Origin of the sequence: Litoribrevibacter euphylliae (assembly GCF_042646085.1) — a bacterium.
Classification (GTDB): domain Bacteria; phylum Pseudomonadota; class Gammaproteobacteria; order Pseudomonadales; family Litoribrevibacteraceae; genus Litoribrevibacter; species Litoribrevibacter euphylliae.
In genome coordinates, this window is the sequence record NZ_JBHRSZ010000005.1 from 60,791 (window position 1) to 87,554 (window position 26,764).

20 protein-coding genes are annotated in these 26,764 nt (G+C 46.8%); 3 read left to right on the plus strand and 17 right to left on the minus strand.

Annotation, left to right across the window (positions count from 1 at the left end):
* Nucleotides 1-90: 90 nt before the first annotated feature.
* The 3 genes from ACFOEK_RS13105 to ACFOEK_RS13115 form a co-directional block, all read right to left on the minus strand.
* Nucleotides 91-2,286, minus strand: coding sequence for a GspE/PulE family protein (locus tag ACFOEK_RS13105; RefSeq protein ID WP_386721665.1), 2,196 nt, complete (start codon nt 2,284-2,286; stop codon nt 91-93).
* 127 nt (nt 2,287-2,413) lie between these two features.
* The gene (locus ACFOEK_RS13110; RefSeq protein WP_386721667.1) at nt 2,414-3,112 is read right to left on the minus strand and encodes a fumarylacetoacetate hydrolase family protein; all 699 of its coding nucleotides are present in this window, start codon (nt 3,110-3,112) and stop codon (nt 2,414-2,416) included.
* Nucleotides 3,105-4,508, minus strand: coding sequence for an FAD-binding oxidoreductase (locus tag ACFOEK_RS13115; RefSeq protein ID WP_386721669.1), 1,404 nt, complete (start codon nt 4,506-4,508; stop codon nt 3,105-3,107). Before ACFOEK_RS13115 ends, ACFOEK_RS13110 begins: the two co-directional genes overlap by 8 nt.
* Nucleotides 4,509-4,671: 163 nt before the next feature.
* Here ACFOEK_RS13115 and serA point away from each other — a divergent pair, with 163 nt between their 5' ends.
* On the plus strand, nt 4,672-5,901 hold the full coding sequence (gene serA, locus ACFOEK_RS13120) for a phosphoglycerate dehydrogenase (protein WP_386721671.1): 1,230 nt from the start codon (nt 4,672-4,674) through the stop codon (nt 5,899-5,901).
* A 141-nt stretch (nt 5,902-6,042) separates the two neighbouring features.
* Nucleotides 6,043-6,648 (plus strand): LPP20 family lipoprotein, encoded by a 606-nt coding sequence (locus ACFOEK_RS13125; RefSeq protein WP_386721673.1) that lies wholly within the window; start codon nt 6,043-6,045, stop codon nt 6,646-6,648.
* 90 nt (nt 6,649-6,738) lie between these two features.
* Here the strand turns inward: ACFOEK_RS13125 and ACFOEK_RS13130 are convergent, their stop codons facing one another.
* The 14 genes from ACFOEK_RS13130 to tkt form a co-directional block, all read right to left on the minus strand.
* Nucleotides 6,739-7,767, minus strand: a complete 1,029-nt coding sequence (locus tag ACFOEK_RS13130; RefSeq protein WP_386721675.1) for an LPP20 family lipoprotein — start codon at nt 7,765-7,767, stop codon at nt 6,739-6,741.
* Between the two features lie 66 nt (nt 7,768-7,833).
* Nucleotides 7,834-8,451, minus strand: a complete 618-nt coding sequence (locus tag ACFOEK_RS13135; RefSeq protein WP_386721677.1) for a penicillin-binding protein activator LpoB — start codon at nt 8,449-8,451, stop codon at nt 7,834-7,836.
* Between the two features lie 102 nt (nt 8,452-8,553).
* Nucleotides 8,554-10,311 carry a tetratricopeptide repeat protein gene (locus tag ACFOEK_RS13140; protein WP_386721679.1) on the minus strand — a complete coding sequence of 586 codons (1,758 nt, stop codon included), beginning with the start codon at nt 10,309-10,311 and terminating at the stop codon, nt 8,554-8,556.
* A gap of 51 nt (nt 10,312-10,362) precedes the next feature.
* Nucleotides 10,363-11,349 (minus strand): alpha/beta hydrolase, encoded by a 987-nt coding sequence (locus ACFOEK_RS13145; protein WP_386721681.1) that lies wholly within the window; start codon nt 11,347-11,349, stop codon nt 10,363-10,365.
* Between the two features lie 99 nt (nt 11,350-11,448).
* Entirely contained in the window at nt 11,449-12,093 is a 645-nt protein-coding gene (locus tag ACFOEK_RS13150) for a nitrous oxide reductase accessory protein NosL (protein WP_386721682.1), read from the minus strand.
* Nucleotides 12,093-12,920 carry an ABC transporter permease gene (locus tag ACFOEK_RS13155; RefSeq protein ID WP_386721684.1) on the minus strand — a complete coding sequence of 276 codons (828 nt, stop codon included), beginning with the start codon at nt 12,918-12,920 and terminating at the stop codon, nt 12,093-12,095. Before ACFOEK_RS13155 ends, ACFOEK_RS13150 begins: the two co-directional genes overlap by 1 nt.
* Nucleotides 12,913-13,872 (minus strand): ABC transporter ATP-binding protein, encoded by a 960-nt coding sequence (locus tag ACFOEK_RS13160; RefSeq protein WP_386721686.1) that lies wholly within the window; start codon nt 13,870-13,872, stop codon nt 12,913-12,915. The genes ACFOEK_RS13155 and ACFOEK_RS13160 overlap by 8 nt, the downstream gene beginning before the upstream one ends.
* Nucleotides 13,869-15,215 carry a nitrous oxide reductase family maturation protein NosD gene (locus tag ACFOEK_RS13165; protein ID WP_386721688.1) on the minus strand — a complete coding sequence of 449 codons (1,347 nt, stop codon included), beginning with the start codon at nt 15,213-15,215 and terminating at the stop codon, nt 13,869-13,871. Before ACFOEK_RS13165 ends, ACFOEK_RS13160 begins: the two co-directional genes overlap by 4 nt.
* A gap of 293 nt (nt 15,216-15,508) precedes the next feature.
* Nucleotides 15,509-17,416, minus strand: coding sequence for a TAT-dependent nitrous-oxide reductase (gene nosZ, locus ACFOEK_RS13170; protein WP_386721690.1), 1,908 nt, complete (start codon nt 17,414-17,416; stop codon nt 15,509-15,511).
* Between the two features lie 68 nt (nt 17,417-17,484).
* Nucleotides 17,485-19,665 carry a transcriptional regulator NosR gene (gene nosR / locus ACFOEK_RS13175; RefSeq protein WP_386721692.1) on the minus strand — a complete coding sequence of 727 codons (2,181 nt, stop codon included), beginning with the start codon at nt 19,663-19,665 and terminating at the stop codon, nt 17,485-17,487.
* Between the two features lie 285 nt (nt 19,666-19,950).
* Nucleotides 19,951-21,015 (minus strand): class II fructose-bisphosphate aldolase, encoded by a 1,065-nt coding sequence (fba, locus tag ACFOEK_RS13180; protein ID WP_386721694.1) that lies wholly within the window; start codon nt 21,013-21,015, stop codon nt 19,951-19,953.
* Between the two features lie 88 nt (nt 21,016-21,103).
* Nucleotides 21,104-22,264: a phosphoglycerate kinase gene (locus ACFOEK_RS13185; protein WP_386721696.1), complete on the minus strand. Its 1,161-nt coding sequence runs from the start codon at nt 22,262-22,264 to the stop codon at nt 21,104-21,106.
* Nucleotides 22,265-22,330: 66 nt separating this feature from the next.
* Entirely contained in the window at nt 22,331-23,386 is a 1,056-nt protein-coding gene (locus tag ACFOEK_RS13190) for a glyceraldehyde 3-phosphate dehydrogenase NAD-binding domain-containing protein (protein ID WP_386721698.1), read from the minus strand.
* An 89-nt stretch (nt 23,387-23,475) separates the two neighbouring features.
* Entirely contained in the window at nt 23,476-25,473 is a 1,998-nt protein-coding gene (tkt, locus tag ACFOEK_RS13195; RefSeq protein WP_386721700.1) for a transketolase, read from the minus strand.
* A 283-nt stretch (nt 25,474-25,756) separates the two neighbouring features.
* Between tkt and ACFOEK_RS13200 the strand changes: the two genes are divergently transcribed.
* A complete protein-coding gene (locus ACFOEK_RS13200) occupies nt 25,757-26,740 on the plus strand; it encodes a hypothetical protein (protein WP_386721702.1) in 984 nt (327 codons plus the stop codon).
* Nucleotides 26,741-26,764: the final 24 nt, after the last annotated feature.

A 26,764-nucleotide genomic window follows, 5' to 3' on the forward strand; every position in this document is an offset into this window, starting at 1 on the left:
ACAACTCTCATAATTCACTATAAAGAGCATACAGCACATAAATCATCCAACAAAAGACTTATTCAACGACCGACATTTATCCAGAAAACATCACTCTAAACGAACTCGATAAGCTTCATCGAGCGAGATCACACCTTGCTTAGCCAAATCAACTGCGCACTCGGTCAAAGGCTTCATGCCTTCCTTGCGAGCTAATTCTTCCAATTGAACAGGGTTTGGATCACTCACTATAAGACGGCGCATCTCACTGCCAATTTGCAGTAACTCATAGACAGCTCGACGTCCCAACACACCGGTCTGCATACAATCCACGCATCCCTTGCCTTTATAGAAGACATCATCATGAGATACATTCATCAGATCACACATGGCAGGATCGGGTCGGTACTCTTCGGAGCAATGCGGGCAATTTGTCCTCACCAGTCGCTGAGCCAAAACTGCAGCCAAGCTGGAATTAATCATGTAGGGCTCTATTCCCATTTCCAGCAAGCGGCTGATGGTCAAACTGGCACTATTAGTGTGAAGAGTAGATAGCACAATATGGCCCGTCAGAGCACTTTCAGAGGCGATGAGCGCTGTTTCACGATCACGAATCTCACCAACCATGATGACATCCGGGTCATGCCTTAACATCTGCCTCAACACTCGAGCAAACGTCATATCAATTTTAGACTTAACCTGAACCTGCAATATATCAGGCATATGATATTCAACCGGATCTTCCACCGTAATGACGTTCACATTGCGCTTTGATATTTCCTTAAGTGCTGCATATAACGTAGTACTTTTACCCGAGCCCGTAGGCCCTGTTACCAATATCATTCCTGAGGAACGGTTAATCAAATGTGCAAACTTCTCTTGATCCGACTCTGAAAAACCAATTTCATCCATGCCTTTCAAGCCAGCAGAGGTATCCAAGATCCGCATTACAACACTTTCACCGTACACACTGGGTAAAATTGAAATACGGAGATCGACGTCTTTTCCAGAATGCTTAAGATGTGTCCGGCCATCTTGAGGCAAGCGATGCTCAGCAACATTCATCTGCCCAATAATTTTAATTCGGCTTACAAGCGAAGAGAGCATAGAACGAGAGAATCGCTTGATCGTAATCAAAGACCCATTGATCCTGAAGATAAGATCCACATGTTTTTCTTGAGGCCTTATATGAATATCTGATGCTTTCTTATTGATCGCGTCGGATAAAATATTTGCCACCAGACGCACGGTAGGCTTGTCGGACCCTTGATCTGAGTCCGTTTCTGGGGTTCCTCCATCATGAACAACATCAGGTTCAACAGAGGCCTCTGCCTGAATAAAAATTTCATCCGAAGATAATGGACTATATAAATTATCTATCGCGTGACGCAGCGCTCTTTCATTGGTTACAACTGGCTCGATGTCCTTTCCAACTAAGAAACGCAATTGTGTCATTACGCCATAATCGGCAGGATTAATCATCGCCACCACAACCCGGTCTTTATGAAACATAATGGGGAAAATATGTAAGTTCCGCGCAGTGGTTTCATCAAATAACGCAATCGCTTTTTTATCCGGTTCTAATTGATCCACCTCGACATAAGGCAACCCGATGGATTGAGCTCTGGCAAATTGGATAGCCGGTTCGGCATATACGCCAGATGAAAGTAAATACTGAATGACGTCAGTATCTTTATGATTGCCCTGAAACTCAATTTTTAGCTGGGAATATTCTTGCTCAGTAAGGCTCTCGTTATGCCTCATTTGATCAAGAATATTTCGTCGTGTAGGCAGTAGCCCTCCTCGTAACATTTCACCCAGCTGGGATCGAGAAGTGATAGGTACGCTTATGCTTTGCAACTTCTCACCCACTACCGGGCTTGTTGAGGTTTTCTCATGGTATTGATGTAAGTGCGTCCGAGGAATTATGACCCGATAAACATTGTCATCATGCACCCGAAAAACATGAAGCACACCTTCACACTCCATAACCGCGATTGCGCGACTAACGAATACTTCCTTATCTGAGAACACAAACTCATAACAGCGAGCTTCCTGCTCGACATCAGAATCAACATCAAGGAGAGGATCAGAAAAAACGATCGCTCGGTAATCAGAGAGCAGATCCGTTCGCTTCTTTCCGCCCTCAAATAAAGTCACCGTGCCTTCCTGAGCATCAAAGGTCAATAAGACTGCTGATCCACCTTTTTGGTCACATCGAAAGTACGACACCGGAGGCTGATCCAAGGTCATATCTTTACCACAGCCATCCGGAGGGCTACACCAAGAGCTTAAATCTGAGAGCATAAAACATCCTCATCACACACTCTTTTGAGTATATGCTAAGAAATGATTTCATGAGGAAAGAAGAAAGATAATAAGGCGAAAAACAATTAAAGAATCGCTTTTCACCATTTGGAAGACATCGACCGAATCAGACGGTTTGGGCATCAAACCTAAAGTCTGCCCCAAGCTGTAATGTCAACTGCTGACCCGGCTGTATCTGACCAACGCCCTTGGGTGTACCAGTTAACACCACGTCACCCGGCATCAGCGTAAAGAATTGAGTGATGTAGCGAAGTAATTCAACAATCGGTGTCAACATATCCTTTGAACAACCAGACTGCACTTGAACACCGTCCATTGCCAAGCCAATCGTCAAATCCGTCAAGGAACCAACTAGTTCAGGCTTCACGAATTGAGATACCGGACACGCACCATCGAACGCTTTAGCCTTCTCCCAAGGCTGACCTTTACTTTTAAGATCCGACTGGAGCTCTCGTAAGGTCAAATCCAGCGAAGCAGCAACACCCTCAATGGCACCTCCAACACTTGCTTGATCCGGCAGTTGACCACCTACATCAACCGAGAGTCGTTTACCAATCAAGATGGCGATTTCTGATTCATAGTGTACTTCGCCAAAACCTTTAGGAATAGAAATCGATTCCGAAAAAGGCACTAGCGAAGTCGAAGGTTTCATAAAAAGCAAAGGTTCAGTTGGAATCGGATTATTCAGTTCTTTCGCATGCTCAGCATAGTTCCGCCCAACACACACCACCTTACCCACTGGAAGAGGAATTTCTTCCCCTCCCAACCACTGATGTCGATACTCAGTCACATTCGTCTTAAGCATCGATTACTTTTCCTGGATTCATGATGTTGTTTGGATCAAAGACCAACTTCAATGCCTTCATGTAACCGATCTCAGCGTCACTACGCGTATAACTCAACGCATGTTTCTTGGTCATACCGACACCATGTTCTGCAGATACCGAGCCTTGATATTTTTCAACGATTTCGAAGACCCAGCGACTGACATCCTTACATTTCGCAAAGAACTCTTCTTTCGGTAAATCCTCTGGTTTCAGGATGTTCAAATGAAGGTTGCCGTCCCCAATGTGACCGAACCAAATAATTTCAAAATCCGGATAGTGCTCAGTAACGATGGATTCAATCTCATTCAGGAACGGTGGAACTTTCGAAACCACAACAGAAATGTCGTTTTTATACGGAGTCCATTCAGAAATGGTCTCAGAAATGTCCTCACGCAAGCGCCATAGGTTCTTCGCTTGAGTTTCACTCTGACTCATTACGCCATCAAGCACCCAACCTTGCTCCATGCACTCTTCGAACAACGACATGGCTAACTCAGCGGTTTCATCCGACAAGTTTTCAAATTCTAACAGTGCGTAGTACTCCGCTTCGGTATCAAACGGACGAGGCACATCACCACGAGCGATCACTTTCTGCATCGCTTTCTCAGAGAAGAATTCAAACGCTGTCAGATCCATTTTCGACTGGAAGGTATTCAACACACTCATAATGGCTTCGAACTCTGGCACACCCAATACCAGCACAGTAAGCGGTAGTGGCTGACGAGCCAATCGCATGGTAGCTTCAGTGATTAAGCCCAGCGTTCCTTCACCACCGATAAACAACTGGCGCATGTCATAACCGGTATTGTTTTTGACCAAATCTTTATTCAACTCAAGAACATCACCTTTACCAGTGACCACCTTAAGGCCTGCCACCCAATCACGCGTCATGCCATAACGGATTACTTTGATACCACCGGCATTGGTCGCAATATTCCCGCCGATCTGGCTTGAACCCGCAGAGGCGAAGTCTACGGGATAAAACAAACCATTCTCTTCTGCAAAGTTCTGTAGTTGTTCGGTGATCACCCCAGCACCACAAATCACAGTGCGGTCGACTGCGTTAAAGTTACGAATCTCATTCATATAATCCATCGCAACGACAATCTCACCGTTTGCAGCAACAGCACCTGCACTCAAGCCGGTACGCCCACCCGATGGCACGATCGCCACCTCGGCTTCATTTGCGAGCTTAACAACCGCCTGAACTTGCTCAGTAGTCTTGGGGAACACAATCGCCAATGGGTTTGGCTCATAGATTTTTGTCCAGTCTTTGCCGAACTGCTCTAAAGAATCCTGATCGGTTTTGACCTTATCAGCGCCCACAATTGCCTGTAATTGTTCGATAATTTGTTCTGAACTTACGGTACTCATGCTTTTCTCATCGCTCTTACATATCAAAATAATGCAGCAAATTGCCACAAGCCACTACCATTGACGGGCGCCTATGGTAACATAAGTGCCCTCAAAATTGAGCGTCTCGTGATCCACGAGATTTCTCGGGAAAGATTGACAAATTATGTAAGGTCAACGAAACATGTCCAAGACATCTCTTGATAAAAGCAAGATCAAATTTCTTCTTTTAGAAGGTGTTCATCAATCCGCGCTGGATACACTTCAGCAAGCGGGATACACCAACATCGAATATCTAAAAACCGCACTTCCTCAGGATGAGCTGAAAGAAAAGATCAAAGATGCTCATTTCGTTGGCATTCGTTCCCGTACTCAATTAACTAGAGAAGTATTTGAGTCAGCAGAAAAGCTGATCGCCGTTGGTTGTTTCTGTATTGGTACCAACCAGGTTGACCTTACAGCGGCTACAGAGAAAGGTGTGGTTGTATTCAACGCACCGTTCTCAAATACTCGTTCAGTCGCAGAGCTTGTGATTGCTGAAGCGATTATGCTGCTTCGTGGCATCCCAGAGAAAAACGCTGTGTGTCACCGAGGTGGCTGGCTGAAGAGCGCGGTGGACTCTTTCGAAATCCGCGGTAAGAACCTAGGTATCATTGGTTACGGCAGCATCGGCGCACAAGTGTCGGTTCTGGCTGAATCTTTGGGTATGAAAGTGTTCTTCTATGACACCATCACTAAGCTGCCTCTGGGTAACGCAACACAGATTCGTGACTTAAACGAACTGCTCGGTATGTCTGACATCGTTACTTTGCATGTTCCTGAAACACCAGAAACAAAAGACATGTTCGGTAAGGCTGAGTTCGACGCAATGAAAGAAAAGAGCATTCTACTGAATGCATCTCGCGGTACCGTTGTTGATATCGACGCCCTTGCTGAAGCCCTTGCCAGCAAGAAACTACTAGGCACAGCGATCGATGTATTCCCGGTAGAACCTCGCGGTAACGCAGACGAATTTGTATCGCCATTGCGTGAATTCGACAATGCGATCCTAACCCCGCACATTGGTGGTAGCACTCAGGAAGCTCAAGAAAATATCGGTCTGGAAGTTGCTGAAAAGCTCGTTAAGTACTCAGATACAGGTACTTCTATTTCTTCTGTCAATTTCCCAGAAGTGGCGTTGCCTTCTCACCCAGGCCAACACCGTATTCTTCATATCCACCAGAATATTCCTGGCGTACTTACTGAGATCAACACTGTGTTCTCAGAAAACAACATTAATATCTGCGGCCAATACCTACAGACGAATGAGAAAGTAGGCTATGTCGTAATTGATGTTGAAGCCGATTTCAGTCAGTTGGCACTAGAAAAACTACAACAAGTGAATGGCACGATTCGCATCCGCCGACTATTCTAATCATCACTGATTTAGAAACAAAAGCCTGCAGTAAGTCACTATACCCTGCAGGCTTTTTTATATTAGACTTAGGATATCCATTTCATTAAAAGGACGCTGATTATCCCTAATCAGCCATATCAAGTTAACGGAGAAAGATAGATGAAGAAATTACTCCCACTAGGTGCAGCACTAGCAGTAACTGTTGCTCTTACAGGTTGTGAAACTCAGCAACAACAAGTTGCCGTTGCCGCACCTGTTTATGACTGTGTTTTCCCTGATACTCCTAATACCCCGGCACCTGGTTGGATTTGTGATGAGCCAGTAGAAGGCGTTGAAGTATCAGCCGTTGGTTCTTCTCAGCATTCAGCAGCAGGCCATTCTCATATGAAACAAATGGCAGCCACTGACGCACGAGTACAATTGGCTCAGCGTATGAAAGTTCATGTGCAAAACATGGTAAAACAATACGTTGAAACAACTGGCGCTGGCGATACTGAGACTGTTGACCGTGTAATGACGTCTGTAACCAAGCAGATTACTGACGAGTCTTTAGTTGGTAGCCGCGTCTATAAGAGCCGTAAGAGCCCTGACGGCACACTATACGTGCTGGTTGGTCTAGACGACATGCAGGCTGAAAAAGCAGCTAAAGAAGCACTTAAAACCTCTATGAAGAATGAACGTGCTCTATGGCAACAGTTCAAAGCTCAGAAAGGTCATGAAGAGCTAGCGGACGAAATTGCCAAGTATCGCGAAATGAACAACTAATATCGCGAGAAAACATCAACAATTCGTTGAGTTGCCGATAACAAAAAAAAAACCGGGCATTTGCCCGGTTTTTTTGTAACTCAAATATCGCTATAAGTATTCGAACAGCCCTTTCACTAAGTCGCTGCCCATTTTATCAGAAATCTTTTTCATCGCCCTTTGACGGGCTAAGTCTTGATCATAAGCACCGCCTTTAGCATCCACACCATAGGCTTTCAGAATCTGACCTTGATCGTCTTTAACCTTCATATTCCCTTGCAGAAGAACAAACTGAGTGCCCTGATTTTGCTTATCGATCTTTGACAGATTAAAGCTCACCAGCAATTCAAAATCACCATGAGAAACGACTTTAACGCCCTGAGCAGTCAATTGCTCAGCCAGCTCAATTGCCATGCTGCGGGCTAATTCATTCTCTGGATACAAACGTACGCGTATACGCCCCAACATCTCGTAAATACGTTGCTGCAATCCTGAAGGATCATAATTCAAGGTCCCAGAAGACTTATCGTTTGCTGCCAGCAACTTCAACTTATCCGCATTCAACTGATAAGCACGGATTTTTGGCAACGCCGGTAAGAAGAACTTAATGTCCTCCATCAAGTCATTAGATGACGTTCGCCTCTCAAACCTGGACAAATCCAACTCCATTGTCTGTAAATCCTGGCGTAAGCTAGAAATAGCTTTGACTCGATCCAAACGAACCAAGGCATACACAGAGCGAGCCACCTTATCTTCAAAAGAATCCAAACGCTCTATACCTGCCATTTCAGTTTCCGGCACTCGACTCTTAACGATGACTTCTGCGGTCTTCGACACCACAGAGTTATTCACATTGGTCGTGGAAGTCAGGCTTTGCGAAACATTCACTTTCAACTGCTTGATCAAATCCCCACGCGCTACGTCTTCCGCTTGCTGCAAAGCTCTGACTTTATCGCCATAAATTTCAGCACTTCCAACGCCATACAAATACTGAGAATCATGTGGTGGAGTGACCACCCAACTTGGTGCACCTTGGCTTTCCAAGCGCTGCTCGCTGGAAGCCGGCGCAACCACATGCGAGGATTTACACCCCACCAGAGCAACCACCAGCCCCACGACAACTATTCGAACTAACGTCATTCTTATCTTCCTTAAACGAACAATGCCGAGAGCTCTCGCCCTCGGCATTCATGGATCATGTTTCGATTAGAAGCCAAAACTGCTTTTTTCCTGAAACTTCTGAATCTTCTTAGTTCCGTTCCACACTTCGCGGTTAGTCAGCATATCAATCAACTTCAAATCCACCTGATATGAAGTCACACGATCACCATCTAATGAATCTACAAAGGAGTTGATTGAACCAGACAACGCAAAGCGCGCGCCTGTTTCTTCACCCATCGCGACTTGTGTATCGGTACGCGCATTAAATTCCTGATCACGACGCTCTGAACGCACATCATCACGTTCTGAACCGCCTGCTACGAAGTCCGCACGACCACTGCGGATCACAGCGCGTTTAAGATCATTCGAGAAAGTTTCCACTGCAATATGTTCATGTGACTTATTGCGAATACGCTGAATAATTACGGTCGGACGTTTGCCTGGATTCTGACGCTCATAATCCGCCGCCCACGGGAAAGACAACATATCTGAAATCATTTCTTCGGATACCAAACGGGAATCAGTAGCATTCCAGCGATCCGTCAACGCCACTTCGGTATTGGTATCTACACGAGATACAGTTGTACTTTGACAACCAGCCACCGCAGTCAACGCTGCAACAGTCATCAACGAAAGTGCCGTCTTTTTAAATGCGTTAGTCATTTTCTCTTCCTTGCCACAAATTTATGGTGAATCACATCATTTAATTTTAACAGATCTGAACCAAATCGTATTTCTGCCCTTTTAAGGTTAAATCAGTATGGATCAGTTCAAATACTTATCAAATGCCGAGAATGCACTAGGCTCCGGCTCTTTTTCGTTTTCAATCAAGGTTTGCTGTGCCGCATGGCTCAAGCCCGGGAACGAGCGCTGACGCCATACATGCATGTCACCTTTCTCTAAGTTAATGGTTTGATTAACAGAAGCCAAGCCTGTTCCCTTAGTGAAGCGATTCGTTAAAGAAACATGGTGTTCACCCGAAGTCATCGGAATACGAACCACATGAATTTCGGCAGGTAAGGTCAACCAAGTACGAGTATCCGCACGAGCGGTGGTCGCCGTTAAGGCTTTTAAACCATAGTTCAACAGGGCATTTTCTTCACCCAGAGCGCTGTTGGCAGACTCAACCAATAAGGTGTTCTTTAAGGTTTCCCGCGCCAATGCCTCATACAAATCCGTACGCGCTTTTAGAATTTGCTCATTCAAAGCCAACCTCGCCAACGACTCCGCCTTAATTAAGTCATAATCCTGACCATTTACCGAAAGCCGATTCTGATGAGAGATGGTTCGAATTGGCGAATAATACGGTACTGCAACACGAACACCACCATCTCTCAACGCCGAATCAATGTTCAGGCTTTCAACCAGATCCCATGCGGGGCCAAGAATGACTCGTTTGTTAATCAGAGTACGAACTACGTTATCCAAGCCACCATTGGAATAACGCTCTACCACATCTAATATGCCTTTATCGGCGTACATCATCCAGAACCAGGCGTACTTGTCCTGACTTTCCTGAACAGCACCGGTCAATAAGGGTGTTAATACCATCTCTTTACGAGCTGGCTCAACGTACATTACGAAGTTCAATTCCTTCTTCTGCGGAACAAAATCCAGATGGTTCAACACCACCAGTTCAGCATCCGAGTTTTGGTAGTCTCTTAGTTTATCTCGCTGATCATCATCCAGCTTTTCCCACTTCAGCTTACTGATGCTGGAATCCCAACCACCAGCCTTCTGCATCATGCGAATAGTATCCAGCCAAGCTTGGCCAATCATATTGTCGCCAACACCTACCTGTTTCGCATAACCCTGTTCATACAGTTCAGCGGCCTTCTGATAAGAGATGCGCGCATCGTCCCACTCTTTCTGCTGTTCATACAAAAGCCCGGACAAGTAGTGAGAATAGGCATTTTCACGAAACACCAATTTCTCTTCATCGATGTAATTGCCTAACAGTTTTTCAAATAACGACAAGATTTGGGTAAAGGTTTGTTCTTCCTCGTCTTTCACATCTTGGTAGCTACCACGCTCATTTCTTAGCTTGGTCAGCTTGTTATCCAAACGACGAGCTTCAACCAGTGCACTGTCCAGCAGATCTGCACGTTCATTACGATTGGCCGCTTGATCGGCCATAAATAGATAATTCAGCGCTTTGTAATAATTAATGTAAACATCTTCAAACACCTGGCCTTTATAGTCCGCCAAGGTTGGGGTCGACATAGCGACTAGAACAGCCTCAGAAATGCTCTGGGTATAGAACTCTTCAACCAAGCGCTCAGCTTCTTCCAACAATCGATTGCTCTGTTGATAGTCGCCATTCAGATGTTTTAAAACACCCAGTTCCATGTAATAAAGCAGACGATCTGAGCCATCTTGTTTAATTACCTTTTCAAAGGCTTGCGCCGCTTTATCCGGTTGGCCAGATTGGGTATAGGTCAATGCTGTTTGAATGTCATTGCCGTAAGTAGCACAGCCACTGGCAAATATTACGAGACACAAGATGATGAGATGTCGATACATTCAATCTTCCCTTTGATGTTGTTATGTTCTGATAAGTCGTGCGCTTTAAGATTAGTCTATTCTACTCAATGCTCTACGCAAATGAGCGAACACCTTCTGTCGGTATTCCAAGCTTTCACACACCAAGTGATGTCGCCCGTCTTCAATTGTCGATAACACCACATCAGAAAACAAACGTTTTAGTATTTTTATATTATGCTGCCAATCCACCGTTTGATCATCTGTCCCTTGAATAATGGAAACTGAAAGATCAACACTCGCTCGCTTCTCGACATCCGGAATCCAACGTTCCAAAGCAGACACCCAATCCACTTCCAACCGGTGATGCTGTAACGGGTCATCGTTCCGAATAAAATTAAGAAACGCCTGATCATGACTGTTTTCTGAAAAACCACGTTTAATGCTGTTAACGAACGGACGAAGTAGCGTCAACATAACACGCGCTTTTAGCCAGCTTTCAGGGCGCACCAGAGGCGCTAATAACACCACATTGGCAAACGGACAGGTGGTTCGGTCAAAACCATTTCGAGACAAGTAATCAATCAACACAGCACCACCAGTGCTCTGACCGACCACGCTCCAACGGTGCTTGGCGTCAATACCGACGTCCGTCATAACCGCCACCAGCGCATCTTGATAACTGTCGAACGAATCAATACTGGCCCGATCACCCGAAGACAACCCATGCCCAGGCAAATCAAAGGCAGTCACAGAGAAACCTAATTCCAGACATTCACGAATCAGATGGCGGTACAAGCCGACATGGTCATAATAACCATGCAATACCAGTACTTTGCCCAACTCATTCTTGGCTTGAAATTGCTGGACACAAATATCGTAATTATGGGATTTCACCAACCATGCTGTTTGCTGAGCCAATCCCGATTGATACAAATCCAGCCCATAAAACTGCCAATAGGCTTTCATGACGGAAATAACTTGGGGATCAGTGCCTGCCTGATCGGAAAGAGAATGTGATACGTGTTTCTGGCGAAGTTCAGAAAGTCCAGATCTGATATCGTCAGCTGACCAATCCATGTCTGATTTCTATGTTAGCTAGAGGAGTAACAAGATTAGTTGCCGGGGAGGTAAATGAAAAGCGGTTTTTCCGCTTCTCATTAAAAATGTTGGCTTTTCTTAATTATGATGAGCCATATGGCCTTGATGCTGGCTCATAGAGGCATTCGATACACCCTCTGAAGACGACGGCATATCCATAGACGAATGCTGCATATCCATATGATTCATGCTGTTCAGCAGTGTCTGATCAATCTCTTCATAGGCTTTAACGTCTCCACCGAATTGATGAGCAAAGTGTTCTGCCGAGCTACGATCAGCAAACGCCGCCAAGGTTGGCCCCATAGCGCCCAATTGACTGTGACCCACCACATAAAATGCGGATGTTGCATCCACATACTTGGCCGTGCTCATATCACTCCACTGTGCCGTTGCCACATCGTGCACAAAGATCGATTGGACACGGTGTTTGTGCTCCGGCTGCAATGCATAGGCAAACATATCTCGAGTCGAACAAAACGCCAATGGGTGTTTACTTCCTCGTGTAAACAGCTGCCCTTTAGGCCCAGGAAACTCGCTGATGATCATGCCGCACAAATCGCATTCCCGACCATCATGTATATGCACAGGTACTTGAACAATGGATTCGGCTGACTCCTGCTTACTGCAGGCCGACAGACCAAACACAATCAATAACCCCAAGACCACGTTCACTATCGAAAACAGCTTAACTGATTCTTTCTTATACTTTTGAGATACACGCATTACGACAGCTCCTTGCGCTTCAGAATCCAGGCAGACAACATCAAAGGCAACCCAACCCAAGCCAGCATCACCACACTCAAATGAATGAGGCCATTCGCCCCTTGATCGGCAATGCTCAACACTCCGGTGAGATTACTACTGCCCACGATCATGTAGACGAAAATTCGAAACACATCCGTTGGATTTAACCACAACAAATACGGCACCCAGGTTTGATTGATGTCGCCTTCACTGGCCACCAGCATAGCCATTAACATCAAATCAAACACCAACACGAATAAAAACCACACCACCAAGGCCAAGCCTGCCGCTTTCGACTTTTCCGCCACACACAAGCTGATCACATAGGCCAACGCAATAAACACCCAACCCAACACACTGGCAGCTACAATGAAGGCAGAGAACGCCAGCAATACTTCACTCACGTCCACTTCACTCATCACAGAAATCACCACCGCCGGAATACCAAAGCCGACTAACGCAGCCCCAGACAATATCGCTGCCTGCCCCATAAACTTACCCAACAGTAATTGGTTATGACTGAGCGGATAGGTCAACAGCAACAGCAAAGTACCCTGCTCTAACTCACCGACAAAGCTGTTGTAGGCCAACATCAAGGCAATCAATGGTACCAACATGACGCATAAACTGCCCAAACTGACCAGAGTCGATTCCAGCGACGAGAAGCCAATGACACCGGCCGTTGCCGATCCGAAATATGCCAAGCCCAGTGATAGCAACACAAACACCAAGGCAATGGCCACCGCCCAACGGTTACGAATACCATCGCGAAATTCTTTTTGAGCAACGATCAGAATCTTATTCATGAGTAGCCCCTCCCGAAACGGTATCAGCACTTCTCGAGTGCGTGCTCGAAAGATAGAAGTGATACAGGTCTTCCAACGACGGCTGTTTGAGTTGAAGATCCTGTATTTGGTCTTGCGCCAATAAACGCTTCATAACCGCCAACTTGTGATCCGAAGTAATGGTAAAGCGCTCTCGACCGGCATCCTGAGGCAACCATGTAGACGCCGTCAATTGACCATTCAACAGCGTTTTAATCTCTGCTTCCGCCATTCCCGACACCATGATTTCGGTGGGCAAAGCGGCTTCAGCTCTGAGTTCATCTAGTGAGCCCAACGCTAACTTGCGGCCTTTACTCAAAATCATTGCGCGGTCAATGTGTCCCTCAATGCCCGGTAACACATGGGAGCACAGAATCACCGCACACCCTTCGGTCTTGAGGCGATCAACCATGTGGTAAAACTCACTGGTGGCGACCGGATCTAAGCCCACCGTTGGTTCGTCCAAAATCAATAACTTAGGACTTCCGAGAAAGGCTTGCGCCAGACCTAACCGCTGACGCATGCCTTTGGAATAGGTTTTCACTGGCCTGTTTGCGGCAGGCGCCAGATTCACTTCTTCCAACAGACTTTCTGCATGTACCTTAGTGTGACCTTTGAGCTTGGCAAAATAATAGAGCACTTCGCGACCGGTCAACTGATCGTAAAAGCTAACATTTTCCGGTAAATAGCCGAACTGACGACGGTACTCATGGGCACCATTGGAGCGTGGGCAATGCCCCAAGGCCTTCACTTCACCAGAGGTCGAGGCCAACACCCCCAAAATTAACTTCATCAAGGTACTTTTACCGGCGCCGTTATGACCGAACAACCCCAAGGCTTCACCCGCATTAACAGACATTGTCAGCGGGTGCAGGGCCTGCACATTACGGTAGTACTTACTTACCTGTTGAAGATCTACGATTACATCATTCATTGACGACCTCCAATCAACATGTCATTCGAGTGAGATTTATAAAGGGAAGGATCACTGGCTGGCGTCATCATCGGATAAGAATCCTGTACCCCCACTGATTTCAATACCGGAAACTGACGCTGCACCCAACGCAGCAGCAATACCGCAGGGCTGTCCATCAGCATCTTGGCTTCCGGATACTTCCAAAATAACTTATCCACACTGTCGTTCGGTTCAAATGCCACATCACCATAGCCGTTGCCATCCATGTCCCACCCTCGATAGTTACTCCAATAATTGCCTTTGCCGTCCTGACTCCATTCCTGCTCACGATTTGACACGTATTTCACTTGAATCGGATTTTCAATAAAGCTGTTCCCAAACACTTTGACGTTCTCAGAGCCTGCCGTGAGGTGAATGCCGATTTCCGCACGTTCGATGAAATTATTGCTGATGGTGTTATAGCCAGAGTTGTAAATAAACAAGGCTTTACCATCTCGCCCTAATACCTTGTTTTCCGGCTTCGTCCAGACGTTCTTGATGACATTGCCATCGATGATGGAATAAATGATGTAATTCAGCAGAAACCCGTAGTCTTCGCTGTTTTCAGTCACATTACCCCGAATTTCCAAATGACGAGAGTTCATCATCGCGTACCCCGCCCGCGTACTGTAGGCGTAGTTATTCAGAATCTTGTTACTGTAGGAATACATGTAATGAATGCCATAACGCAGATCGTGCATCACATTTTCTTGCAGCACATTATTTTGGCTATTAATGACGTACAACCCGTCGCGCGTCTCGCTGACTTCGTTGCCTTTGACCACACTGTCTTTCATACCCGACAGCTGAATACCGTTGCCTCGATCGGCAGAACGCAACGTCGGATTTCCAACAACGCGATTATTAAGCACCTTGCAGTTACTGCCTCGTTGCAGCCAAATCCCAAAACCACTGCCTTCCAAGTAGTTATTCTCAATCACAAGCCCATTGGAATTGCGCTCAGAATAAATACCTGAGTTCTGATCCGTTAAATCCTCACCCCAGTTTTTAATAGTAAGATTGGTAATGGTGACATTTTCGGCATAGACACGAACCGCATGCCCCTGGCCTTGCGCATCAATACGGGCATTCTGATCTCCCGACAAATGAATGCTGGTTTTGATCTCAAAATTTCCGGTATACACCCCGGCGCCAAGTATTACCTGATCACCCGCGACCGCCTGATCCAACACCTGCTGTAGATCCTGCTCCGGCGTAACCCGCCACTCTTTAGAAGACACAGGCAAGTTCACAGACACAGGCAAGTTTGCAGACACGGGCAAGCACAGCATCCATAAGAACACCCAAACAAAACCCATCATTATCCGCATCATTGAAACCATAAAACACTCACTATCGGTAAAGACAAAACAAGCATAGCGCTGTTCACGCTACGCTTGTTTGAGCCATGTCAGGCCGAACCCTATCTGGCCGAACCCTATCTGGTAATAATCCAAATGGGCTACACCAGATCAATCGGATAATTTAAAACGTTACCGAGGCCGCCAGCGCTAGGCAAAAATGATCGAGAACGCGCAGTCTATGGGTTATAAATGAGCATTTGGAGATCATTTTTAACACCGCGATGGCAACGCAGGTAGTTTTAAAAATCCGACTAGGCTTCTACCAGCATCCGCCCCCTCATCTCCATGTGAAGCGCATGGCAGAACCAGTTACAGTAGTACCATTGCACACCAGGCTGATTCGCAATGAAGGTCACAGACGCCGTCGCCTGAGGCCCGATTTCCATCTGCACACCATGGTTGGTCATACAGAAACCGTGCGTCACGTCTTCCACCTGATCCAGATTAGTCACCACCACAGTCACTTCATCACCCAACTTGACCTTAAACTCAGTCAGGCCAAAGTTTGGCGCAATGGAAGTCATGTAAACGCGAACTTTATTACCTTCGCGAATCACTTTGTTATCCACTTCCAGCGTTACACCATCGGCTTTCGCCATCGCAACGGTTTCCGCAAACATTGGATCATCACGTGTCCATAACTTCTTCGGTTTAACTTTACTGCGGTGCACGATCATACAATCGTGTGGTTCCGCGAAGGTTGGGCCGTCGTGAACTAACTTCATTTCATCGCCGGAGATGTCGATCAGCTGATCGTTCTCAGGACGTAATGGACCAACCGGTAAGAAACGGTCTTTGGAGAACTTACATAGAGAGATCAACCACTTGCCGTCTGCATCACGAGTTTCACCCGCTGAGGTATGGTTATGACCAGGCTGATAGTGCACATCCAGCTTTTGACGCAGATAATTTACTTTTTCGCCTTTGTAAGCACGAATGGCATCTTCCACATTCCACTTGGCGATCTGGCTGTCAAGGAACAAGGTGGTATAGGCATTACCTCGGTTATCAAACGCGGTATGCAATGGCCCTAAGCCCAGCTCAGGTTCGGCAACGATGGCATCGCGCGGTTTGATCTTATCGTCAAACAGGTCATCCAGCTTATCAATGGCAATCACTGACACAGTTGGCGATAGCTTACCGTTGGCAACAAAGTACTTACCGCTTGGCGAGGTATTTAACCCGTGCGGTGACTTAGGTACAGGAACATATCGAGTTAACTCTGATCCTTTAGTACCGTCCAACACTGGAATTTTATTGCCATTGAAGTTTTTGAACTTACCGGCCTTAACGGCTGCTTCACAACGCTCAAGGTTAAAAATCACCACATGGTCACGCTCGTTGGCGATCATCTCACCCAGGTTCATCCCCATTTCAGAGTTATAGCAAGTGGATGCGAAATACTTACCATCATAGTCAGCATCGGTGTTGTCCAAATTACCATCGACGATCACCTGGAAAGCCACTTCCATCTTCTCTGCGTCAATCACGTTGAACATAGAGCGATAGGTGGATGTATCTTCCAACGACGCTTTACCATCGTTTTCAATAGGCACTTCGAACTCGCCATTACAGATCAGGTACTTGGTGTATGGCACTTTCTGAACGCGCAGACCGTGAATAGCCTGACAGTTTGGAACGGTAAGGATCCTATCTGTCTTCATCACATCGCAGCGAATACGAGCCACACGAGTATTAGCCTTATCGTTGATGAACACATACTTGCCGTTGTAGCTACCATCGGTCATCGACATGTGTGGGTGATGCGAGTCACCTGCTAACAAGTGTGCACTGTCACCTTTAATGCGCTTACTTTCGTTGGTAATCCCCCAACCGGTGGCGCTGTCGATGTTGAATACCGGAATACGCATCAACTCACGCATTGAGGGAATGCCGAGAATACGGACTTCACCCGAGTGACCACCACTCCAGAAACCATAGTATTCATCCAAATCGCCCGGATGAACGAAAGGTGAGTTGGCGAGTTCCGCCGCTTGTGCTTTTGCCGTCGCTGCGAACATCGCTGCTGTCATTGGTGCTGCAACTGCTCCAGCTGCACCGGCTAAAGCACCGGCACCAAGAAAACTACGACGACTCATGCCTTGGGATTGCTCTTCTTGAAGAGAGCTTTTGTTAACTTCACTTTGATGCTTATCCATAGTGATGCTCCTGGCTTGCTTATTTATTGACCGTTTTACGGTTATTTTTGGTTAATCGATTAGGCGGCTCAGCTTGGTTCAATGATCTTTACTGGTTCCGCTTTTACTTCTTTTGATAACGCCTCGGCATTGGCCGCTGCTGATTTCTTCATTCGTTTACGCTTTTTGTTTACCAACGGTGGGCACTTATCGTCGTTCCAATAGGTCACCTGGCAATCGAGGCAGTGATGACATTCACGAAGGTTGATTTCACCGTTCTTCTCGATCGCGCCGATTTCACATTCCACGGCACACAGCTGACACGGTTGACCGCAATCTTTACGACGCTTCAACCAATCGAACAAACGCACACCGGATGGAATGGCCAAGGCCGCGCCCAGCGGGCAAATGTAACGACAGTAGACTTTGCGACTGAACAAAGAGATCACCAGCAAGATCAAGGCGTACGTGATGAACGGCCAATCGCGGTCGAAGCGCAGTAAGAACACGGTTTTGAACGGTTCGACTTCGGCGTATTGTTCAGCGGTTTGCAATGACTCCAGAGACAAACCGAACAACGCCAACAAGATTAAGTATTTGACCGCCCACAAGCGTTCATGAAGGGCAAACGGCACCACGTATTGCGGAATTTTCAGCTTCTCAGCCAATTCACCGGCCAGCTCCTGAAGTGCGCCGAATGGGCACATCCAACCACAGAAGATGCCGCGTCCCCACAACAGAATGGTGACCGCCACAAACACCCACATGCAGAAGATCATCGGATCAAGCAGGAAGGTCTCCCAGTGGAATTCGCTCATCAATGATTGAGTGAAGGTAAAGACGTTGACCACCGAAATCTGCCCCATGGAATACCAACCAATGAAGCCCACGGTGTAGAGTAAGAACACGCGACGGAACTGATGTAGGAAGTTCGGGAAGCGCACCAACCAATCCTGGAAGAAGATCACTAACGTCAGAAGCACCATACTGCTAATCAAAATGATGACTGAGACTTCTTTCTCCGCCCACACCTGTTTCCACAGCGGCTGATCTTCTAAACTCGCCACAGGTTCAGGACGATCCACGTATTTGTCCAACGTCATGTAGTCAGCTTTGAAACTGCTGAATAAACTGTCTACCGGCCCAGTCTGACGACGCACTAACAATTCCACCTGCCAATCAGCACCCGGATTAAAATCGTGATGCTCACGCACGATGAAGATCGACATTTCTTTAAAGTACGGCACGCCTTCCGCATACAAGTCATTAATGCGGTAATGATCTAAGTCGCGGAAGCTGAATACATTATCGCCCTGATGAATCTGAATACGGTCAAAAATGCCGCCACGAACATAGCCTGAGCCTTTAAACGAGAAACCGTTCCCCATCAAACCGATGGCGTGCTCGCCCGGCTGTAGAGTATCCACCAACCATTGGAACTCACTGTCGCCGAGTAACGAACGGCCAATGGTAGGAATATCCAATAAGGTGTAATAAAGATCGGTAAACGAGGCCGCTGCGTCTTCTTGTGACAGCGCTTCATCGCTGGCCGCCTCCGTTCCCGCGAACGAATCTTCGACCTGTTGATTGGTTAACGCCAAACGACGAATCGAGCCGTCGCCGGTCAAGGTCACCCAATCGCTTTGCTGATAAACGTCTTGTTTGATGGTAGCCATGGCCTCAGCCGCCGCTTCATCAAAGTCGATGATGCCTTTGGCTTTAGCGACTTTCTTGGCCGCACGCATGATCGCTAGGTTCTCCACCATCACAGTCACGGTCGCACCAGACAGACCATCGACGTGGACAACGCCCTCTTCCTGCTGACCACCGATTTTGACGGTATCGGAAACATGACGACCTTGGTATTGATCGGTAAAGATTTGGAGTTTCTGTTCGGGAATACCCACCAGCAAGATTGGTTCGTGATGTTCCAGAACATTAGCGGTAAGAATGTTACCTTCAGGGTCGATGGCAACCAATACATTGACCGGCTCACCGGAATAGGCTGGAATCGGCGCGATGTCGTTGGTTTCAAAGGCATAACCTACAACATCATCGCTTTGTTTGATGGTCCAAGCTAATGGTTCACCTTCTTTGGTGCCATAATCCGTGGCATCAGGAAACGCTTGTTTAATGAAAGGTTCAGCCGGTTTTGCCGGGCTGACCATTAACCCTGCCGCATTAACCGTAGAAGCAAAGACCACCATTGCTAGCACTAGAAATAGCCCTAACAACTCGAACACCCGAGAATGACTTCTTACTACATTCATACATCCAACTCACACTGAACACCAAAATTCCGTGAGTTTGAGTATCCATAGGGTGCGTCAAATTGTCACACCCGGAATCAGGCTCTGTTGATGTACGTCAAATGATCAGAAAAAGTTTTTCAATCGGTCAAAAACTGGCAAGCCACCAAGGTGGAAATTCAGGACAAAACCTTATTAAAAATAAGGAATTGAAGACATAAAAAATGCGGTCTTTCCTCATCAGAAAGACCGCACTCTTAGAGTAGATTTAGCAATCACCGTTCATACGGAAGATCGCTAATCGACTTAACCAATCTTAGGTGCAAGCTCGCCCGCTTCGTACTTAACGAACATGTCGTCTAAAGAAATTGGTTTGATCTTAGAGGCATTACCTGCGGTGCCGAACGCTTCGTAACGCGCGATACAGATCTCAGACATCGCTTCAACAGACACTGCCAAATACTTACGAGGGTCAAACTCACTGGTGTTGTGAGCTAAGAAACGACGAATTGCGCCAGTAGATGCCAAACGTAAGTCGGTATCAATGTTTACTTTACGAACACCGTGCTTGATACCTTCAACGATCTGCTCAACAGGCACACCGTAAGTTTCCGGAATCTCACCACCGAATTCATTGATCACCGCCAACCACTCTTGCGGAACAGAAGACGAACCGTGCATTACCAAGTGCGTGTCAGGAATACGCTTGTGGATTTCTTTAATACGGTCAATCGCCAAAATGTCACCGGTTGGTGGACGAGTGAACTTGTAAGCACCGTGTGAGGTACCACACGCAATAGCCAATGCATCTACACCGGTTTTCTTAACGAAGTCTGCTGCTTCTTCAGGATCTGTCAGCATCTGATCGTGCGTCAGTTTACCTACTGCACCAATACCGTCTTCTTCACCCGCTTCACCGGTTTCCAAAGAACCCAGGCAGCCCAGCTCACCTTCCACCGATACACCACATGCATGTGCCATATCAACGGTGCGCTTGGTTACATCTACGTTGTACTCGTAAGAAGTTGGAGTCTTACCGTCTTCACCCAAAGAACCGTCCATCATTACTGATGAAAAGCCCAATTGGATAGAACGCTGACATACTGCTGGCGAGGTACCGTGATCCTGGTGCATACACACAGGAATGTGAGGAAACTCTTCAATTGCCGCCAAGATCAAGTGACGCAAGAAAGGCGCACCCGCGTATTTACGAGCACCCGCAGACGCCTGAACGATTACCGGAGAATCCGTCTTATCTGCCGCCATCATGATTGCGCGCATTTGTTCCAGGTTGTTTACGTTAAATGCAGGAACGCCGTATTCGAACTCAGCAGCGTGATCCAACATTTGGCGCATTGAAATAAGTGCCATGTGTTTTTCCTCTGTTTATATTTTGCTTAACGCTGGATGGAAAACAAAAAAGCTAAAACATCCAATCCAGCATTCTATTCAATTCGTTTTATTTAGCGCGCTCTTCCAAGATCGCTACCGCAGGAAGTGTTTTGCCTTCAACAAACTCAAGGAAGGCACCACCACCGGTTGAGATATACGATACCTTGTCTGCAATCTCATACTTATCCACAGCGGCGAGAGTGTCACCACCACCGGCAATCGAAAAACCATCAGACTCAGCGATCGCAAGCGACAGTGCCTTGGTGCCTTGACCAAACTGATCGAACTCGAATACACCGACCGGGCCATTCCAGATAATGGTTTTCGCTTCCTTCAAAGCCTCTGCTAATGCTGCAGCAGAATCCGGGCCAATGTCAAAAATCATATCGTCGTCTTGTACGTCTTCAGCCGCTTTCAACGTAGCTTCCGCAGACTCGGAGAATTCCTTACCACACACCACATCGGTCGGCACAGGAATGGTCACTTTCTCCATCAAAGCTTTCGCATTTGATACTAAATCTTCTTCATACAGAGACTTACCAACTGGCTTACCTGCTGCGGCTAAGAAAGTATTCGCAATACCACCACCGACGATGATTTGGTCGCAGATATCGGACAAGCTTTCTAGCACTTCCAGCTTAGTCGATACTTTTGAACCGCCAACGATGGCAATCAATGGACGCGCAGGCTTATCCAACGCTTTTCCTAGTGCATCCAGTTCCGCAGAAAGCAATGGGCCGGCACACGCCACGGGTGCAAATTTAGCCACACCATGCGTTGATGCCTGTGCACGGTGCGCCGTACCGAAGGCGTCCATCACAAACACATCACACAAAGATGCATAAGCTTTCGCTAGCTCGTCTTCGTCTTTTTTCTCGCCCTTGTTGAAGCGAACGTTTTCCAGAAGAACCAACTCACCATCGTTTAATTCAATGCCGTCGTTGAACTCTTTAACGACAGGTACATCACGACCCAACGACTCAGCCAAGTAATTTGCTACTGGCTGCATAGAGAACTCTTCAGCGTATTCGCCTTCGGTCGGACGACCTAGATGAGACATCACGATGACTTTCGCGCCTGCATCCAGCGCATGTTGAATGGTTGGCAACGAAGCACGAATACGCGCATCTGAAGTTACTTTACCGTCTTTTACAGGAACGTTTAGATCTTCACGAATAAGCACTCGCTTACCCGCCAAATCCAAATCAGTCATACGAATTACAGACATCTTTCTATCTCATCTATTAGTTAAAAAGTTTTTAACAACTTAGGGATCAGCACCTGCTGCCAGCTCTTATGGAGCCATCACCAGTGCTGTATCCAACATTCTATTGGCAAACGCCCATTCGTTATCGAACCACACCACCAGCTTTAACAGGGAGCAGTTTGTCTGGGAATCAAGCGCAGTCGAATCAACACCACCGAAAACGACGTTAGTCTGAGTACCATCCACGATGCCGGAACGTACATCGTGATTAAAATCAATCGATGCATGAGGCTCTTCGGTATAGCCCAACACGCCGGACAAGCCATTTTCAGACGCTTTCTTTAACAGCTGATTTACCTCATCAGCCGTCACGTTATGATTCAGCTCTAAGGTTAAATCCATCAAAGACACATTCTGAGTCGGCACACGCATGTGCAGAGCAACGAAGGCATCTTTAAATTTCGGCAATACACGCTCAATCCCGGCAGCTAACCCCGTATCCACCGGTATAATCGACTGTCCGGCGCTGCGTGTTCGACGTAAATCACTGTGATAGGCATCGATCACCGGCTGATCATTCATCGCTGAATGGATCGTTGTAATGGTGCCGCGCTTAATGCCATAAGCATCGTCTAATACCGACAACACCGGAATCACACAATTGGTGGTACAGGAAGCATTCGAGACAATCACTTCCTCGCCCGTCAGAGTCTGATGATTCACACCATAAACGATGGTGGCATCTACATCCGACGACGCCGGTTGCGAAAACAACACCTGCTTAGCACCATTTTTAATATGTCGCTCAGCCGTAGCTCGATCACTGAAAGCACCGGTACATTCAAGCACTAGATCGACACCCAGTTCGTTCCAGTCCAAAAGTGCTACATCCGGTTGATTCAATACCCGAATATCTTGACCATCTATCGATAACCAGTCTTTTCCTTGCTCTGAACGACAACTGACTTGAGCCGGGAAACGACCGTGGGTACTGTCATAACGAGTCAGATAACACACGGTTTCGAGATCTGCGAGCTCATTAATCGCCACTAATTGCATTCGCTCACGATAGCCGTTTTCAAACAGCGCGCGGACAACGCCTCGCCCTATTCGACCATACCCATTCACTGCAATTCTTAGCATTAACGCGCTCGACTCAAACTTCCGTGATTAATCAATTCATCATTAACATAATAAAGGGTCTCCGAAGAGACCCTAAAGCAACAACTGAATTAGCCTGCAACTTTTTCCGCAACAGCAACAACGTTGTCGACGGTAAAGCCAAACTCTTTCATCAAGTCATTGATCGGAGCAGATTCACCGAAGGTGCTCATACCCACGATGTCACCGTTCAGACCAACCCACTTGTACCAGTAGTCTTTGTGCGATGCTTCAATGGCAACACGTGCCGTTACAGAAGAAGGCAATACAGATTCACGGTAATCCGCTGACTGTTCTGCAAAGATTTCAGCACATGGCATAGACACTACACGAACCGCTTTGCCTTTCGCCGTCAACGCTTCTGCCGCTTCACGCGCCAATTCAACTTCAGAACCAGTTGCAAGTAGGATTACGTCTGGTGTACCCGCGCAATCAACCAAGGTGTATGCACCTTTCTCAATATTTGCGATTTGCTCATCGGTACGAGTTTGATGAGGTAAGCCTTGACGAGAGAACGCCATCGCCGTTGGGCCGTCTTTACGCTCAATCGCAGATTTCCATGCAACTGCAGATTCTACTGCATCACATGGGCGCCATGCGTGCATGTTAGGCGTGCCGCGCAAGCTAGGAAGCTGTTCAATAGGTTGGTGCGTCGGGCCATCTTCACCCAGACCGATAGAGTCGTGCGTATACACATGAATCACTGGCTGTTTCATCAACGCCGACATACGAACAGCGTTACGAGCGTATTCCATGAAAATAAGGAAGGTTGCACCGTAAGGACGGAAACCGCCGTGCAAGCTCAGACCGTTCATGATCGCAGTCATACCGAACTCACGCACACCGTAGAATACGTAGTTACCAGAGGCGTCTTTCGCTTCGACACCTTTCGAACCACTCCAAAGCGTCAGGTTAGAACCCGCCAAGTCCGCAGAACCTCCCAACAACTCAGGCAATAGTTTCGCGTACGCTTCAATACTGTTTTGAGACGCTTTACGAGACGCCACTTTTTCCGCTTTGTCGTTTACTTCTTTCACGTATGCAGCGGCTTTCTCAGAGAAATCTGCTGGAAGCTCACCGGCCACACGACGCTTAAGCTCAGCAGCTAATTCAGGATACGCGGCTTCATAGGCTGCGAACTTCTCGTTCCAAGCCGCTTCAGCCGCAGTTCCTTTCTCATGCGCATTCCACTCACCAGCAATATCAGATGGCACTTCGAATGGACCGTGAGTCCAACCTAAACGCTCGCGAGTTAGTTTAATTTCGTCGTCACCCAGTGGGGCACCGTGACAGTCTTCTTTACCTTCTTTGTTTGGCGAACCAAAACCAATGATGGTTTTACAACAAATCAAAGTAGGTTGATCCGCATTGGCTTTCGCTGCTTTGATCGCCGCTTCAATGGCTTCCGGGTTATGACCGTCAACCGCTGGAATCACTTGCCAACCGTAAGACTCAAAACGCTTCACAGTATCGTCTGTGAACCAGCCTTCCACTTCACCATCGATCGAGATGCCATTGTCGTCATAGAACGCAACTAACTTGCCCAGACCTAGGGTGCCAGCCAAAGAACATACTTCGTGAGAAATACCTTCCATCATGCAGCCATCGCCAAGGAAAGCATACGTGAAGTGGTCAACCACCTCGTGGTTGTCACGGTTGAATTGATCAGCAAGGATCTTTTCCGCCAATGCCATACCAACCGCATTCGCAATACCCTGACCTAGTGGGCCAGTGGTCGTTTCAACACCGGCAGTGTAACCATACTCTGGATGACCAGGGGTTCTTGAGTGCAACTGACGGAAGTTTTTCAGGTCGTCGATAGAAACATCGTAACCGGTAAGGTGCAGCAAAGAATAAATCAACATAGAACCGTGGCCGTTTGATAGCACAAAACGGTCGCGGTTCATCCATTCTGGATTCGCTGGATTATGCGAAAGAAAGTCATTCCAAAGCACTTCAGCAATGTCTGCCATGCCCATTGGGGCACCTGGATGACCTGATTTAGCTTTTTGAACTGCGTCCATGCTTAATGCGCGAATTGCATTAGCGCGTTCGGTACGAGTTGCCATTAAGAGACTCCTGAACAGTGTATGTTCACGTAAGGATAGAAGGCTTAGCCAAAGCCACAATCCATAGGGTTAATTGAAGAACCAAAAAATGCGCGTATTTTCGCTTTTTTGCTGCGATACATCAATGGGTATCAGGTAACAGTTTTACGTCTTTATTTACACACTCAAGTCGTCGGTTATGAGAACTGATTTGAATTGCCACCCTAGGACAACAAATGACTTTGTTTTATCATTCGCACTCAAACACATTCACAACCACAAAAGACATTTTAAAGGATCTAAAATGCATGCATTGACTCGGCTAATGACTAGCCTATCCCTCATCTTTACTCTGGCCTTAACACTCACTGCCTGCCAGACACTATCTACCAGCATACCGGATTGGGTCACCAACCCAACTCAAGACAATGACAGTTTCAGCGCTGTGGGCGAAGGTATCTCGCTAAAAGAAGCACAAGTAAACGCACAACAAGCACTGGCATCGCAACTGCTAAGCCATGTCAGCAATGAACTCACCGTGCTCGCTATTGCCGATGGTGATTTCCACCGAACCTACACCGAACGACTCAGCAAGGCCTCATTTCACGACATCCCTCTGCCTGCCGTTCGATTCAATCGTGCGACCAAAGTTGAAGGCACTTATTTCGCTGAAGTAGAGCTGGATAAAAACTCTCTGCGTGCCTTCCTTGAAACCAATCTCGATACCTTAATAAAAGAAAACACAATCACCCTATCTAACATTCAGGGCCTTAAGAATCCGTTTGAACAGTGGTGGCAATATGAAATGCAATCGCAACAGATTAATTCACTGGCAGATCAAACACTGATTCACAACAGTTTATTCACACCAAAGAATGAGAAAGCAGCCGATTTACTGAAACAATTTAATATCGCCTACAATCAATCCAAGAGCGGTTTAATCTTAGCGATTAATGACGATACGCCCGTACCCGGTCTGACCAACGCCCTGGAAAGCCAACTCAGTAAGCACGGCATTATTACCAAGAAAGTCCGTTTCTTTAGCACCCAGCCAGAGCTGCACGCCACGCTGAGTAATCAAACACAACATTTGCAAGGCGATTATTATGCCGCTTCAACACTTACGCTTGACCTTAAATCACATAAGGGTCAAACCATGAGTAGCATTACCCTTAGTTCTAAAGGCGTTTCCATTTCTTCGAAAAAAGAAGCCAGAACCAAAAGCTATCAAAAGCTGCTAAAACAATTGAAAGAAACTGACGTCATTCAACGCCTGAAAAGCGTATAAATAAACACTGAAAGGAAACGCTCT